The 16544-nt window shown below is 58.1% G+C and carries 9 protein-coding genes; 8 read left to right on the plus strand and 1 reads right to left on the minus strand.

Annotated elements, in window-relative coordinates; genetic code table 11:
* The first annotated feature begins 77 nt into the window (after nucleotides 1-77).
* Nucleotides 78-1235, plus strand: coding sequence for a phosphatidylserine/phosphatidylglycerophosphate/cardiolipin synthase family protein (locus tag Q0V31_RS09850; protein WP_298187439.1), 1158 nt, complete (start codon nucleotides 78-80; stop codon nucleotides 1233-1235).
* Nucleotides 1236-1307: 72 nt separating this feature from the next.
* Here the strand turns inward: Q0V31_RS09850 and Q0V31_RS09855 are convergent, their stop codons facing one another.
* Nucleotides 1308-2483, minus strand: a complete 1176-nt coding sequence (locus Q0V31_RS09855; protein ID WP_298187440.1) for an acetyl-CoA C-acyltransferase — start codon at nucleotides 2481-2483, stop codon at nucleotides 1308-1310.
* A gap of 173 nt (nucleotides 2484-2656) precedes the next feature.
* Here Q0V31_RS09855 and Q0V31_RS09860 point away from each other — a divergent pair, with 173 nt between their 5' ends.
* The 7 genes from Q0V31_RS09860 to Q0V31_RS09890 all read left to right on the plus strand — a co-directional run bounded on the left by Q0V31_RS09860 (nucleotide 2657) and on the right by Q0V31_RS09890 (nucleotide 16532).
* A complete protein-coding gene (locus tag Q0V31_RS09860; protein ID WP_298187441.1) occupies nucleotides 2657-4339 on the plus strand; it encodes a fatty acid--CoA ligase in 1683 nt (560 codons plus the stop codon).
* A 370-nt stretch (nucleotides 4340-4709) separates the two neighbouring features.
* The gene (locus Q0V31_RS09865) at nucleotides 4710-6605 is read left to right on the plus strand and encodes a DUF1302 domain-containing protein (RefSeq protein WP_298187442.1); all 1896 of its coding nucleotides are present in this window, start codon (nucleotides 4710-4712) and stop codon (nucleotides 6603-6605) included.
* A gap of 30 nt (nucleotides 6606-6635) precedes the next feature.
* Nucleotides 6636-8003, plus strand: coding sequence for a DUF1329 domain-containing protein (locus Q0V31_RS09870; RefSeq protein WP_298187443.1), 1368 nt, complete (start codon nucleotides 6636-6638; stop codon nucleotides 8001-8003).
* Between the two features lie 277 nt (nucleotides 8004-8280).
* Complete coding sequence (locus Q0V31_RS09875) at nucleotides 8281-11004, plus strand: LuxR C-terminal-related transcriptional regulator (RefSeq protein WP_298187445.1); 2724 nt, start codon at nucleotides 8281-8283, stop codon at nucleotides 11002-11004.
* 204 nt (nucleotides 11005-11208) lie between these two features.
* Entirely contained in the window at nucleotides 11209-11853 is a 645-nt protein-coding gene (locus tag Q0V31_RS09880) for an MBL fold metallo-hydrolase (RefSeq protein WP_298187446.1), read from the plus strand.
* A gap of 79 nt (nucleotides 11854-11932) precedes the next feature.
* The gene (locus Q0V31_RS09885) at nucleotides 11933-12595 is read left to right on the plus strand and encodes an OmpA family protein (RefSeq protein ID WP_298187448.1); all 663 of its coding nucleotides are present in this window, start codon (nucleotides 11933-11935) and stop codon (nucleotides 12593-12595) included.
* 196 nt (nucleotides 12596-12791) lie between these two features.
* Nucleotides 12792-16532: a response regulator gene (locus Q0V31_RS09890; protein ID WP_298187450.1), complete on the plus strand. Its 3741-nt coding sequence runs from the start codon at nucleotides 12792-12794 to the stop codon at nucleotides 16530-16532.
* The last annotated feature ends 12 nt before the right edge of the window (nucleotides 16533-16544 follow it).

Consider the following 16544-nt stretch of genomic DNA (forward strand, 5'->3'; position numbering starts at 1 on the left):
GGTAAGGCAGCTATGGTGGCCTCTTCGTTTCTGACCGTGACGTGTCATGCCTGAAGCCCTGTGTCGTGTGAGCTCCCGTGGCCTATAACGTATTCCCCTGGCGGCGCGGCAATGCGGTGAGCCTGCTGGTCGATGGCCCGTGCTTTTTCGGGCAGATGCTCAAGCGCATTAACGCTGCTCAGCGCCATGTCGAGCTGGAGTTGTATCTGCTGGAAAGTGGCGCGTGTTCAAGCGCCTTACTGGACGCCTTATGTGCGGCGGCTGAGCGTGGGGTCGCGGTGCGTTGCCTGTTCGACGGCTACGGTGGGCAAGGCTTGCTGTTGCCGGATCGCCTGCGTCTAGACGCTGCGGGTATCCAGGTGAAATGGTACAACCCGGTGCGCTGGCGCCATGGTGTGCGCAACTTTCACCGTGATCACCGCAAAGTGTTGGTGGTCGATGAGCAGTTCGCTTTCGTCGGCGGTACCGGTGCCACGGATGCCTTCTGGCAGCCTGGCGCAGCCGAGAGCCGTTGGCATGAAGTCATGGTGGAAATCAGTGGCCCCGTGGTGGCCGACTGGTTGCAGCTGTTTGATCGCCAGTGGCAGATGGATCAAAGCTGGATCGTCTGGCGGCCGCGCCTGCCATTGCGCATCAAAACCTTGTTGGCAACGCCGGCTGTGGGGGAGGGCTTGGCGCGTGTCGCGTTTGCCGATGCGGTGCAGCATCGCGACATTCTCTATTCGTTGGTGCGCATGCTGCGCGGCTCGAAGCGCCGCATCTGGCTGGCTACGCCTTATTTCTTGCCGACCTGGCGAGTGCGCCGCGTGCTGCGCCAAGCGGCCGAGCGTGGGGTCGATGTGCGCCTGCTGTTGGCTGGCAACAATACCGACCATCCGCCGATACGTTTTGCCGGGCAGCGTTATTACGCCAGTTTGCTGAAAGCCGGTGTGCAGATATTTGAATACCAACCGCGCTTTCTGCACCTGAAGATGGCGCTGGTGGACGATTGGGTCAGTATTGGTTCCTGCAATTTCGATCACTGGAACCTGAGCTTTAATCTGGATGCCAACCTTGAGGCACTCGACCCAGCGTTCACCGCCAGCGTGGCGACCTGTTTTGAGCGTGACTTTGCCGACAGCCAGCTGATTGATGGCAAGGCCTGGCTGGCCAGGCCTTGGTACATCCGTGTACAGCAGAAGGTCTGGGGTGTTTTGGATCAGCTGATGTTTAAGTTGCTGAATCGCCGTCGCTGAACCTGGCGGGTGAGCGGGCGCTGAGCGGAGAGTGGCTGCGGGCGTGAGCCACTCTCCGTTTGGCTACGGGCCTTAGATCAGCTCGACTGCTACGGCCGTCGCTTCACCGCCACCGATGCACAGCGAGGCGATACCGCGCTTGCCGCCGGTGTTCTTCAGCGCGTTGATCAAGGTCAGAATGATCCGTGAACCCGTGGAACCCACCGGGTGACCCTGGGCGCACGCGCCGCCATAGATGTTGACCTTGGCGTGATCCAGGTCGTGCTCACGCATGGCCAGCATGGTGACCATGGCGAAGGCTTCGTTGATCTCGAACAGATCGACGTCGGCCTTATCCCAGCCAGTTTTCTTCAACAGATTGCTGATTGAGCCAACCGGCGCCAGGGTGAATTCACTCGGATCCTGGCTCTGGGTGGCGTGCGCGACGATTTTGGCCAACGGCTTAAGGCCGCGCTTGGCGGCTTCTTCGGCGGTCATCAGCAGCAGCGCTGAGGCACCGTCGGAGATCGAACTGGCGTTGGCGGCGGTGATCGTGCCGTCCTTGCGGAATGCTGGTTTGAGGCCCGGAATCTTCTCCAGATTGGCGTTCAACGGCTGTTCATCATCCTTGACCAGTGCATCGCCCTTGCGGCCGCTGACGGTGATCGGGACGATTTCCGCATCCAGTGCGCCACTGGCGATGGCTGCCTGAGCGCGCTTCAGCGATTCGATGGCGTAAGCATCCATGTGCTCGCGGGTGAAGCCGTATTGGTCGGCGGTTTCCTGGGCAAAGGAGCCCATTAAACGACCGGTGCGAGCGTCTTCCAGACCGTCGAGGAACATGTGGTCCTTGATCTCACCATGGCCCATTCGCAGGCCGGCGCGGGCTTTGGTCATGAGGTAGGGCGCGTTGGACATGCTTTCCATGCCGCCGGCGATCATTACCGTGTTGCTACCGGCTTTGAGCGAGTCAAAGGCCTGCATCACCGCCTTCATGCCCGAACCACAGAGCTTATTGATCGTGGTGCAGCCAGTCGCAGCAGGCAGCCCGGCATTCAGCGACGCCTGACGCGCCGGGCCTTGCTTGAGGCCGGCGGGCAGCACGCAGCCCATGATCACTTCTTGCACGTCGGCCGGTGCAATCCCGGCGCGCTCAACAGCGGCCGCAATCGCGGCGGCGCCCAGGTCAACGGCGGCAACGCTGGACAGGCTGCCTTGAAAACCACCCATTGGCGTACGTGCGCCGCTGACGATGACGATATCGGACATCGAAAAACTCCTCAAATATGCCAAATAAATGTAATGGCTAGCCGTGGATTCTACTGCGTGACTAAAAATGCCCAAAGAGTCATGCCGAAAAATCATTCTTTGGGTTGATTTAGTCAAACGCCGAGGGCTCTAGATTGGCGTACTGATAAAAACTCGTGAACTAAGGTATCGCCATGCTCCAGACCCGTCTGATTGCTCCCGCTGCGAATGCGCACCAAGCCCCTCTGTTGATCAAGCGTTTGCTGTTGTCCGGCATCCGCTACGAGAAAAGCCGCGAGATCGTTTACCGCGACCAGATGCGCTACAGCTACGCCACCCTCAATGAGCGTATCGCCCGGCTGGCCAACGTGCTGACCGAGGCCGGGGTCAAGGCGGGCGACACCGTGGCAGTGATGGACTGGGACAGCCACCGCTACCTAGAGTGCATGTTTGCCATCCCGATGATCGGCGCGGTGCTGCACACCATCAATATCCGCCTTTCGGCCGATCAGATTCTCTACACCATGAACCATGCCGACGATAAGTTCGTGCTGGTTAACAGCGAGTTTGTACCGCTCTATCAAAGCATCGAAAGCCAGCTGACCACCGTGCAGAAAACCATCCTGCTCACCGATGCAGAGGCTAAGTCTGCGGGCCTAGGCGGCCTGGTCGGCGAGTACGAAACCCTGCTGGCAGCCGCCAGCCCGCGTTACGACTTCCAGGATTTCGACGAAAACTCGATCGCCACCACCTTCTATACCACCGGCACCACCGGTAACCCCAAAGGCGTCTACTTCAGTCATCGTCAACTGGTGCTGCACACCCTGGCCGAGGCTAGCGTACTGGGCAGCCTCGACAGCATTCGTCTGCTGGGCACTAACGATGTGTATATGCCGATCACCCCAATGTTCCACGTGCATGCATGGGGCATTCCTTATGTGGCGACCATGCTCGGGGTCAAGCAGGTGTATCCCGGTCGTTATGAGCCGGACATGCTGTGCCGCTTGATGAAAGAGGAGAAGGTCACCTTCTCCCACTGCGTGCCGACTATTTTGCAAATGGTCATGAACGCACCCTCTGCTCAAAATCAGAACTTCAATGGTCTGAAGATGATCATTGGTGGCAGCGCCCTTAACCGCTCGCTGTATGACGCCGCCAAAGCCCGCGGTATCCAGCTGACCGCCGCCTACGGTATGTCAGAAACCTGCCCGCTGATCTCCTGTGGTCACATCAACGATGAGCTGATGGCCGGAAGTGAAGATGAGCGCACCGCTTACCGGATTAAAGCCGGGGTGCCGGTGCCGCTGGTCGAAGCCGCCATTATGTCCGCCGATGGCAGCCTGTTACCGGCCGACGGCGAAACCCAGGGCGAGTTGGTGTTGCGCGCGCCATGGCTGACCCAAGGCTACTACCGTGAGCCGGAGAAGGGCGAAGAGCTGTGGGAGCACGGTTGGTTACACACAGGTGATGTGGCGACTATCGACGACTTTGGCTTTATCGACATCCGTGACCGCATCAAGGATGTGATCAAGACCGGCGGCGAATGGATTTCTTCTTTGGCGTTGGAGGACCTGATCAGCCGTCACCCTGCCGTGCGTGAAGTGGCAGTGGTTGGTGTGGTTGACCCGCAGTGGGGCGAGCGGCCGTTTGCCTTGCTGGTGTTACGTGACGGCCACAGCCTGGACGCCAAAGGATTGAAGGATCACCTCAAACCTTTTGTCGATCAGGGCAGCATTAACAAGTGGGCGATACCCTCGCAAATAGCGCTTGTTACCGAAGTTCCCAAAACCAGTGTTGGCAAGCTGGATAAGAAGCGTATTCGTCTGGATATCGTCCAGTGGCAGGCCGCCGGTAGCCCATTTCTGTCCACCGTCTAAGATTTTTCGTCACGGGCGGGGCACCAGCTTCGCCCGTTGGTTTGAAGCTCGCTAATCCCAGCGAAGCCGCTTGAGTAAAGGCTCTCGGGAGGATTGGTAAAGCTATCGGGAGGGCAAGATACGTAATGCAAGCGCAGCTCAATTTACGTTCAAGCAAATCACTTTAGGTGACTGGTCAGTCAAACAAGCGTTTGGCTTGCTAATTGCTCGTTACAAGCCATTCTTGGCTCTGCAGGTCGTGGTGAACACGCCGAAACCAGCGAGCCAGAGTGCTTGTGAGCTAAAAATCACCCTTTCGAGGGATCAAGCAGAAGTACCCGCTGGCTATAGTCCGCACCATCCATAACAAAAAACACATGGAGTAGCGTCGATGACAAAAACCAAACAAACCTGGCGCCTGGCACGACTGCCGCTGGCCGTCAGCCTCGCATCCACCCTCGCCGCACCTGCATTCGGCGTTACTTTTAATATCGGTGAAATCGAAGGTCAGTTCGACTCATCCATGTCGGTCGGCGCGAGCTGGTCGGCGCGTGGCGCGGATCCAGATCTGATTGGTGTTAACAACGGTGGTGAAGGTCTGTCCCAGACCACCGATGATTCGCGTCAGAACTTCAAGCGTGGTGAGACCTTCTCGAAGATATTTAAGGGTATTCATGACCTTGAATTGAAATACGGTGATACCGGTGTGTTCGTTCGGGGTAAGTACTGGTATGACTTTGAGTTGAAAGATGAAAGCCGTCTGTTCAAAGACATCAGCGACAGCAACCGTAAAGAGGGCGCGCAAGCCTCAGGCGCACAGATTCTCGACGCCTTCGTTTACCACAACTACGCCATCGGCGATCAGCCAGGCTCGGTGCGTTTGGGTAAGCAAGTTGTAAGCTGGGGTGAAAGCACCTTTATCCGTAACAGCATCAATGAGATCAACCCGGTCGACGTGTCGGCATTCCGTCGCCCAGGTGCTGAGATCAAAGAAGGTTTGATCCCGGTCAACATGTTCTATGTATCTCAGAGCCTGACTGAGAACCTTTCTGCTGAGGCCTTCTATCAGTTGGAGTGGGATCAGACTGTTGTCGATAACTGCGGAACCTTCTTTGCTCAGCCGGACATCATTGCTGATGGCTGCGACAACAATCTGCGGGTGCTGAGTAACAACCCTGCTGTAGGTCGGGGTGTGAACCAAGCGCTTGTTGCCCAGGGTAACGGAAACCTTGCTGTAGATCAGAACTCGGAGGGTGTGTTGATCCGTCGCTCGGGTGACCGCGATGCACGCGACAGTGGCCAGTTTGGTACAGCTTTACGCTACTTCTCGCCGGCTCTAGACACAGAGTTCGGGGCTTACTTCATGAATTACCACAGCCGTACACCGGCCTTCAGTGCTACCGCGCCAGGCCCTGCCGCTTACCGAACAACAAGTGCTGCGTTGCACGGTCTTGCTGCCGTACCTGCTCAATTTGCGGCAATACCTGTTGCCGGTAACTCCAATTACTTCCTTGAGTACCCTGAAGATATTCAGCTCTACGGTCTGAGTTTCTCTACCACGCTGCCCACTGGCACAGCTATGAGTGGTGAGTTTAGCTACCGTCCGAACGCACCGGTGCTGTTGAATACCACAGATATTCTGTTTGCAGGTATTACGCCTTTGGTAGCTAACGCCTCACTTATCAAAGGGCAGCCGGGTGGCACTGTTAATGGTTATCGGCGCAAGGAAATCAGCCAGTTCCAGACCACCTTCACCCATTTCTTCGATCAAGTGATGGGGGCTAGCCGTCTGACTCTGGTGGGCGAGGTCGGCATTGTGCATGTTGGCGGTTTAGAAAACTCTAGCGAGTTGCGCTATGGCCGCGATCCTATTTACGGTCCGGGTGCTTCGGCTGACAATAATGCAACATGTCGATCTCTCAACGCTTCTACGATCGCTGGTGCCAATGGCAATACAGGCGCGACGGCGAATGCTACAAAACACTGCAATGATGATGGTTTTGTGACCAGTACTTCGTGGGGCTACCGTGCTCGCGCCATTTGGGACTACCCGGACGTATTCGCCGGCGTCAACCTGAAGCCAAGCGTGTCCTGGTCGCATGACGTTGACGGTTACGGTCCAAATGGTCTGTTCACTGAAGGCGCTAAGGCTGTCAGCTTGGGTCTGGATGCTGAATACCAGAACACCTACACCGCCAGCCTGGCTTACACCGATTTCTTCGGTGGCAAGTACAACACGTCGATTGACCGTGACTTCGTAGCACTCAGCTTCGGTATGAACTTCTAAGCGGACGAGATTTTGAGGACGACTATGACTATGAAAACAACAAAAAGTCTGCTGCAAACCGGTGCCCTGACACTCTCGCTGCTGGCCAGCGGTGTTATGGCAGCGGTATCGCCGGGTGAGGCGGCCAAACTGGGCACTACGCTGACTCCGGTTGGTGCGGAAATGGCCGGTAATGCTGACGGCTCGATTCCAGCCTGGACCGGCGGTTTGCCAACCAACGCAGGTGCTGTCGATTCTGCCGGCTTTCTCGCGGATCCGTTCCCGAATGAGCAGCCGCTGTTCACCATCACTGCACAGAACGTTGATCAGTACAAAGACAAGCTGACCCCTGGCCAGTTGGCGATGTTTAAGCGTTACCCGGAAAGCTACAAAATGCCGGTATTCGCCACCCATCGTTCAGCGACCATGCCAAGCGCTGTCCTGGCGGCTGTCAAGAACAACGCCGTCAACACCAAGATGGTCGAGGGCGGTAACGGCCTGGAGAACTTCGAACAGGCTATTCCTTTCCCTATTCCGAAGGACGGCCTGGAAGCGATCTGGAACCATATCACTCGCTACCGTGGTGGCAGCGTGAAGCGCTTGGTAACCCAGGCGACTCCGCAAGCCAATGGTTCCTACAGCCTGGTTTACTTCCAGGATGAGTTCACCTTCCGTGGTGCGCTGAAGGATGCCGATGCCAGCAAGCCAAGCAACGTGCTGTTCTACTTCAAGCAGCGGGTAACTGCTCCGTCGCGTCTGGCGGGTAACGTGCTGTTGGTTCACGAGACGTTGAACCAGGTGAAGGAGCCGCGCCTGGCGTGGCTGTACAACGCCGGTCAGCGTCGTGTGCGTCGTGCGCCACAGGTGTCTTATGACGGTCCAGGTACTGCAGCCGATGGCCTGCGTACATCCGATAACTTCGACTTGTACAACGGTGCTCCTGACCGTTACGAATGGAAGCTCAACGGTAAAAAGGAAATCTACATTCCTTACAACAGCTACCGTCTGGATTCGCCGAAGCTGAAATATGACCAGATCATCAAGGCTGGCCACATTAATCAGGACCTGACGCGTTACGAACTGCACCGTGTATGGCATGTGACTGCAACCCTGAAGTCGGGCGAGCGTCACATCTACGCCAAGCGTGACTTCTTCATCGACGAAGACACCTGGCAAGCGGCGCAGATCGACCACTACGACGGTCGCGGTACCCTGTGGCGTGTGGCTGAGGCCCACTCTCAGTACTACTACGACAAGCAAGTGCCGTGGTACAGCGTAGAGACCCTGTATGACCTGTTGTCGGGTCGTTACCTGGCTCTGGGTATGAAGAACGAAGAGAAGAGTTCTTACGAGTTCGACTACCCAGCCAAGGAAAGCGATTACACCCCAGCGGCCCTGCGCCAGGCGGGCGTTCGCTAAACCTGAGTACAGCGGCATAAGAAACCGGCCCAGAGGGCCGGTTTTTTTATGCGTGGTCATCCAGGCGATCACCTTCAGGGCTTTCACCACGCAATGTGAAGCTACCTTCCAGGCGCTCTCCTAGGCTTGCACGCTGCCGATACATATGCAGCTGATGTATGAGCAATCATTGCCGATTCCCGTCTGAAAGCCGTCAGGGCTTCAAATGCGTGGGGCAAGGCGCTAGGCTGCTGGGTATTGGTAGTGCCTCTGCCTGACTACTACAAGAAACCAGCTGATGACCAATCTGCCCTCCATTTCTGACTTGGTTGCCGCGCCCAACGCATTGGGCGGGTATTTCTATCGGCCGCCGTTACCCGCCAGTTATGTCTCGCGCCCGGGACTGTGCGAGCGTTTGCTGGAGGGCTTGGCGGGCCGGCTGCTGTTGGTCAGCGCGCCTGCTGGATTTGGTAAAAGCTCACTCGCCATCGAGTTTTGTGAACATTTACCTGAGCCGTGGCAAAACCTGTGGCTGGGTTTGAGCTCGCGCGACAGTGACCCGGGGCGTTTTCTCGAGCGGTTGCTCGGCGGGCTGCAGCAGTTCTTCCCTGGTCTCGGGCAGGAGGCGCTTGGACTTCTGCGTTTACGCCAACGGCATCAGCCTTTCGCCTTCGAAGAGTGGCTCGATGGTTTGCTCGATGAGTTGACGCTGCGCCTCGAGCCACAGCAGCCGCTGTTGCTGGTGCTGGATGATTATCACTTGGCTCAAGGCGCGGTACTCGATCGTTGCCTGCAGTTTTTGCTCAATCATCTGCCGCCCGGGTTGGTGATGCTGGTGACCAGTCGCCAGCGTCCGGATTGGCATCTGTCGCGCTTACGCCTGTCGCGCCAGCTGCTGGAGTTGCACGAGCAGGATCTGCGGCTGAGCGACAGCGAAAGCACTGAGTTGCTCGCCTTGCAGGGCTCGGTGTTGTCCGCTGAAGCGCTGGCGGATCTGCTGCAGCGGAGTGAAGGGTGGGTGGCAGGCTTGCGCTTGTGGTCACTGGCTGCCAGCGAAACGCAGGAGTCTGGCGTGTTGCCGTCGCTGGTTCAGGGCGGTGATGGGCTGATTCATGACTACCTGTTGGAAGAGGTGATCGAGCGGCAACCCGCCGAGGTGCAAGCTTTCCTCTATGACACGGCCAGCCAGGAGCGCTTCTGTGCGGAGCTGTGTGATGCCCTGCGCGATGCCCATGACAGCGTCGCGATTCTTCGCCATCTTCAAGCACACCAGGTGTTTTTGGTGCCGCTGGATGAGCAGGGCAAATGGTTTCGCTATCACCACCTGTTTTCTGACCTGCTGCGCAGCCGTCCGCAGCCCTCTACGGGCTTGCACTTGCGCGCCTGTCGCTGGTTCAGCGCCGAAGGGTTGCTGGATGAGGCCATTGAACAGGCGCTGCGTGCCGGGCAACCGGATGTGGCGGCTAACCTGGTGCAGAACCTTTCCGAAGAACAGCTACTGGCCGAGCAGAACGTTGCCACGTTGCTGCGCTGGAAGATCGATTTGCCCGACAACCTGCTGACCAGTACGCCGCGCCTGATTCTGTTGTACGGCTGGGCATTGGCGTTGGCCTGCCAGCTGGATGCGGCCGAAGAGCTGCTCGCCCAACTCGGACGTTTTCTGCCGGCGCACGATCGGGCTGAGCAGGAAGGTTTGCTGGCACAGTGGTTGGCCTTGAGCGGTGTGATTGCCCGCGGCCGCGGTGACAGTGTTAAGGCGCAGGCCTACTGCAGTGAAGCGCTGAGCTGTCTGCCGCAGGAGCGGTATGGTCAACGGCTGATGTGCCTGTCCAGTCTGGCTAACCTGGCGATTGTGCAGGGTGACCTGTGGCGCGCCCGCGGGTTGAATCGTGAAGCGCTGGAATTAGCCCAGCGGGTCGGCAATCCACTGTTCGAGGCATTGACCCACTACGATCGGGCGCGGGTTCTGCAAGCGCGTGGCGAAGTGCTGCGGGCGCTGGATGAGGTGCGTCTGGGGTTGCAGCGTCTGGAGATCCTTCCAGTGCGGCGGCAATACGCGGCGCGTGGCCGATTGACCTTGTATGAAGGTTATCTGTTGAGCCTGCGCCTGCAGCCACAGCAGGCACGGCAGAAGCTGTTGAGTGGAATTTCCGAGGCGCGCGATTGTCGTGATATCAGTGTGCTGATCGGTTATTGCGTGCTGGCCAGCATGGAGGGCCGCAGTGGCAACCTGTCGGAAGCCTTCGCTCAGTTGGCTGAGGCCGAACGGCTGATGCATATCTGGGATATTCCACCGATCTACTACCTGGCGATGATCACCCTGGTTAAATGTGAACTGTGGTTACGCCAGGAGCAGTGTGAGTTGGCCGGCGTCTGGCTGAACCGTCTGCTGGATGCCTATGGCGGCGAGCAGGCGGCAGCCGCGCCTGAGTTCCACCCGCAACTGCCGCTGCATATTCAGCTGCACCTGGCCACTTACGAGCGCCTGCAGGGCGAAGAAGAGCAGGCCGAGCGGCGCTTGCGTGGGCTCAGTCAGCTGGCGCAGAACGCCGGCGGGCAGTTGTTGGGGGCGATTGCGCAGATGCAACTGATGGCCATGCTGCATGACGGTGGCCGTGAGCGTGAGGCTCGGCAACAGTTGTGCAGTGCCCTACAGCTCGCAGCAGGGGGTGGCCTGCTGCCCTTTTATGATGTGTTGAGCCGGCAACCCGAATGGTTGCGCGCGCAGCTACTGGCGCAGGACGCGAGTCCCTTGATTGAAACCTTGCAGCAGCATCTGCCGCGTACTGCGCAGGCGGCGAGCCCGGAGGACGGCAATGCGTTGATCGATGCGTTGAGCACGCGCGAGATGGGCGTATTGGAGCTGATCGCTCAGGGCTGCTCCAATCAGGAAATTAGCGAGCGCTTGTTTATCTCGCTGCACACGGTGAAAACCCACGCTCGGCACATCAACAGCAAGCTCGGCGTCGAACGTCGCACTCAAGCGGTGGCGCGAGCCAAGAGCCTGGGGCTATTGCGCTGATTGCGCCGCATCCAGCAGCCGAGACTTCGCTCAAGGTATGGCGTGGCGATAGCGAACAAATATTACCGTCAGGCCCTTAATGGGACTGGATGATTGGTGTCACCCTTTGTTGTTTATTTGGGCATGTCGCTGATAGGGCTAACTGCGACAGAGTGTTTTATGTGGGCATGCCATAACGATGCTATTTAATTTGCTGGAGACTTCATGCAAGCCGCTCAACCCGCGTTGATTCGCGAAACCTTCCCCGTCGGGCCTTTGCAGTGCAACTGCACGATTATTGGTGACCCGCTAACTAAGAAGGCTATTGTCGTCGATCCGGGTGGCAACCCGGATTTGATCATGGCGCGTCTCGACGCCCATGGCCTCAAGGTGGTGAGCATCATTCATACCCATGCACACCTGGATCACTTTCTCGCCTCCGGGCAGATGAAGGAACTGACCGGTGCGACCCTGCACTTGCATAAAGAGGATCAATTCCTCTGGGACAACCTGGAAATGCAGTGCGGCATGTTTGGTGTGCCGTATACGCCGGTGCCTGCGCCGGATCACTGGCTTGCTGATGATGAGGAACTCGCCTGCGGTTGCGGTGTGGCGCTGCACACACCGGGGCACACCCCTGGCTCGATGAGTTTCTGGTTCCCGCAGGACAAGCTGTTGATTGCCGGTGATACGCTGTTCAAGCGTGGTATCGGCCGCACCGATCTGTGGGGTGGTGACTACGCGACTATCGAGCGCTCGATTAAGCAACGCTTGTATTGCTTGGATGAAGACGCCACGGTGGTGACCGGCCATGGTGCCGAGACGCGATTGGGCGACGAGATGCGTGATAACCCTTTTGTGCGCGCCTGAGCAGGGAATTTTTTCCCTGTGCTATGTTCCTACAATGATGCTCGGGTAACTCATCCGTTTAATTGCTGGAGTGAAGTTCATGTTTAAAGCCTCGCAAATACTGCTGCTAGCCACTGCTGTGTCCATTGTTGCCGGTTGTGCTGTGCAGAATCCTTACGTACGTGAGGATGGCGAAATGCGTAAGTCGACCACTTACGGCACCATCGGCGCGATAGCCGGTGCGGCGGTGGGTGCCGCTACATCCAGCAAAAAAGACCGCACCAAGGGTGCGTTGATTGGTGCCGCAGTCGGTGGCGCGGCGGGCGGCGGCTATGGCTACTATGCCGACAAGCAGGAGGCAGAACTGCGTCGCAGCATGCAGGGCACCGGGGTTGAGGTGCAGCGCAATGGTGATGACCTCAAACTGATCATGCCGGGTAACATCACGTTCGCCACCAACTCGGCGGACATCTCCGGCAATTTCTACGCGCCACTGAACAACCTGGCTAATTCCTTCAAGCAGTATGAGCAGAACAGTATCGAGATCATCGGGCATACCGATAACGTGGGGGCGCAGCAGTACAATTACACATTGTCCCAGCGGCGGGCCCAAAGCGTTGCCAACTACCTGACGTCTCAGGGCGTCAACGGCATGCGGATCAGTACTCGCGGCATGGGGCCGGATCAGCCGGTGGCCAGTAATGCCACCGAATACGGTCGTTCGCAGAACCGCCGGGTAGAAATCAACCTGCGTCCGCTGTAATCGTTTTGGCTTCATGAAAGCCGCGCATTCGCCCGAATGCGCGGCTTTTTTATGCCTGCCTGTTAAATCCTGAAGCGCTGGCCGGGATGTCATGGGCGATCATTCAATACCTGACTAGACTGCTGGCAGTGGTTCACCCAAATCCTGCTGCCGTGGTGCACAGTAGCGCCTTACATGGATGAAGATTGGAGATCGCATGGACGACCGGCTCGCCGTTATCTCACGTAAACCCTGGCTGCCCATTTGGGTCACCCTGAGCCTGTTGGTGGTGCTGGGTGGTCTGTCATTTGGCCAGTGGCGCGCACTGGAACAGCGTGAGCACGAGCAGCGCCAGGAGCGCTTTGAACGTGATGCTCAGGACGTTAGCCAGCGGGTACTCAGCCGTATGCAGGCCTATGAAATGGTGCTGCGCGGGACCTCAGGATTGATGGCCAGTGGCGAGATCGTTTCCCTGGACGAGTGGGAGCGGGCCATGGATCAGCTGCAGTTGCAGGATCGCTATCCAGGCATTCAGGCGCTGGGGTGGTCGCGCTATTTGCGGGCGGATCAGCTCGAGAAACTTATTGCCCAAGAGCCGGCTAAAGAGCGTAGTAGCCCATTGTTTTTCCCCGCAGGGCAGCGAGAGCACTACCTGCTGATCGACTACATCAGCCCGCTGGATTGGCGTAATCGACGGGTGCTGGGTTACGACATGCTCAGTGAGGCCGTGCGCAAGGCGGCCATTGAGCAGGCTATTGACAGTGGTGTGGCAGCCCTCAGTGCACCGGTGACGCTACGCCAGGAAACAGGGGAGAACGTTCAGGCGGGCGTGTTGTTGTATTTACCGGTGTACCAGCCGGGCAAGCCGCTGAACACGGTTGAAGAGCGCCGTGCGGCAGTACTGGGTTTGGTCCATGCGGCGTTTCGCAGTCACGACTTGATGACCGGCATCCTCGGGGCGCAGAACAGTCGCTTTGCTATCGTGCTCAAGGATAAGCAAGCCCCTGAGTTGCTGTTGCTCAGTGGCGAGACCACCGGCGCCATGTCGTCGCCGACTTTTCACCATGTGCTGGAGTTGCCACAGTACGGCCGCAACTGGGTGCTTGAAGTCAGCAGCACGGCGCTCTACGACGCAGAGCAAGTCAGTCAGTCGAGCAGTTTGCGCCTGTGGCTGGGGTTGGCGGCGGCCGTGTTGCTGGCGCTATTGATCGGCGGCTATCTGTATTTACGTGAGCGTGAGTTATTTGCCAATCAACTGGCGACGGCGCAACTGCGTGAGCGCGAGGAGCGTTTTCGCCTGTTGGTTGAGCGCTTGCCGGTGGCTACCTTGTTGTGCGACGCCGAAGGGCGTATCGAGATGGCCAATCGCAGCGCTGCCGAACTGCTCGACTCAACGCCTGAGGGCTTGCTCGGTGAGCGCGTGAGGCGCTTTCTGCCAGCGATGGGGCAACTCAGTACCTTGGCGATTGATCATGAGGCGCCTGAGTTTGCCCATGAGCACCAAGTGCGCTCTGAGTGTGGCAGCGAGTTGCCGGTTGCATTGAGTGTGAGCGTGCTGGGTGACTCAGTCGGTGTGAGTTACCTGATCAACCTCATCGATCTACGTGCGCGCAAAGGTGCCGAGGAGCGCTTTCGTCTCGTGGTCGAGGCCTCGCCCAACGCGATTGTGCTGGTTGATAGTCAAGGCTGTATTGCCATGGTCAACCGTCAGACAGAGCAACTTTTTGGCTATGACCGTGAAGCGTTGCTGTCTCAGCCCGTTGAAATGCTCTTGCCGATTGATTTACGCACTAGTCATGTACCGCAGCGCAAGAGCTACCAAGACAATCCAGAGCCACGCCGCATGGGCCGCAACCGTGAGTTGTTCGGTCAGCATCGCGACGGCCACTTGATCCCCCTTGAGGTGGGGCTGTCGCCCATACGCAGTGGCGATGACGCGCTGGTGCAGGCGGTGATTATTGACATCAGCGAACGTAAAGCGGCTGAACAACGCCTGCGCGACCAGGCCGATCAGTTGATGTTGGCCAATCGCTACAAGTCAGAGTTTCTCGCCAACATGTCCCATGAGTTGCGTACGCCGCTTAACAGTATTTTGATACTTAGCGATCAGTTGCGCCTTAACAGTGCTGGCAACCTAACCGAGAAACAGGCCAGGCATGCTGACATCGTGCACCGTGCGGGCAGTGATCTATTGCAGTTGATCAACGATGTGCTTGATCTGGCCAAGGTCGAGTCCGGGCGCATGCAGTTGAAAATAGAGCCATTGAACATGCAGGACGTGCTGGTCGAACTGGATGCCGGCTTGCGGCCAATGGCCGAGATTAAAGGGCTGCGCCTGCATACCCAGTTGGCAGCAGGCGTCCCACGGGTGATTCACAGTGATCGCATACGCTTGCATCAGATACTGCGCAACCTGCTCTCTAATGCCTTGAAGTTTACCGAGCAGGGAGAGGTCAGCCTGACCGTGTCCTGTGCCTCTGGTGAGCCCGAGGAGGGGTACGAATTGCTGGACTTCAGCGTGCGCGACAGCGGCATGGGTATCGCCCCTGCGCAGCATGAGCAGATTTTCCAGGCCTTCCAGCAGCTCGACGGTTCCACCAGCCGGCGTTTTGGTGGCACCGGGTTAGGGTTGGCGATTACGCGTCAGTTGGTGCTGGCGATGGACGGTGAGATCAGCCTGCAAAGTACGCCCGGCGAAGGCTCCTGCTTTACCGTGCGATTGCCGGTACGGGTCGTGGCGCAGGATCAGGTGGAGGCAGTAGTGGGCGCCGCGCAGCGCAGCGGTGTGGGCCCGGCGGTACTGATTGTCGAGGATGACGTGGATTTTGCCATGGTCCTGGCCGAGGAGGCGCACGCGCATGGCTTCGCCAGTGTGCATTGCCGATCCGGCATGCAGGCACTAGGCCTGCTGCAAAGCGAGCGGTTCAGCGCGATCATTCTCGATATTCTGTTGCCCGATATCAGTGGCTGGCAGTTGTTCCGCCGCCTGCGCAGGCATGCCAGTCACCGTGACACGCCTGTGCATATCATTTCCTGCGTACCGCAGCCGCTAGGCTGGAGTAATGACAGCACGCGCTACCTGGTCAAACCAATCCAGCGTGCTGACTTGGAGCAGGTGTTTGCCGACCTGCAGATGCTCGGCCAGCAGCCGGCGCAGCATTTGCTGCTGGTTGAGGATGTCGAGGTCGAGCGCGAGCATTATCGTGAGCATCTGCAGCAGCTGGGCTTTACTGTGCAGGCCTGCGCGCGGGCTGATGAAGCGCAGCAGGCTTATGCTGCAGGGGCGTTCAGCGCATTGGTAATTGATCTTGACCTGCCAGACCAGGACGGCTTTGAGCTGCTGGAGGCGCTCAATCGGCAGCGGCCACTTAATGACGCACGAGTGGTGATCAACACGGGTGTCGATGTCACCCGCCAGGCTCTGCAGCGCCTGCGGCGCTTCAGTGCGGTGGTGGTGCACAAGCACGGCGAGGACATGCAGGCGCTGAGTGAGGCTGTACAGGGTTTTCTCGGCGAGGTACGTGCACCGGCACAATTAGCTACATCGACGTTGGGAAACCCACTGCAAGGCCGGCGGGTCTTGCTGGTGGACGATGACGTGCGCAATGTATATGCCATGACGGCCTTGCTCGATGAGGTGGGGCTAATCATCAGCGCGGCGAAGGACGGCCAGGAAGCCATCAAGTGTTATCAGCGAGAGCCGTTCGACCTGATCCTGATGGACATGGCGATGCCGACCATGGACGGCTATACGGCTACCCGACTGCTTAAAACCGAACATGCCTGTCTTATCCCAATCATTGCGCTGACTGCGCATGCCATGAAGGGCGATCGGGAGAAGTGCATCAACGCTGGCGTCGACGATTATCTGGCTAAACCGGTGAGTCGTGAGGCTTTGCTAGAGTTGTTGACGCGCTGGTTGGCCGCCAGCGATGCGCCGCCGGCACCAGCGCAATAGTTTTTCAGCAGC

It is taken from the genome of uncultured Pseudomonas sp. (assembly GCF_943846705.1).
Lineage (GTDB): Bacteria > Pseudomonadota > Gammaproteobacteria > Pseudomonadales > Pseudomonadaceae > Aquipseudomonas.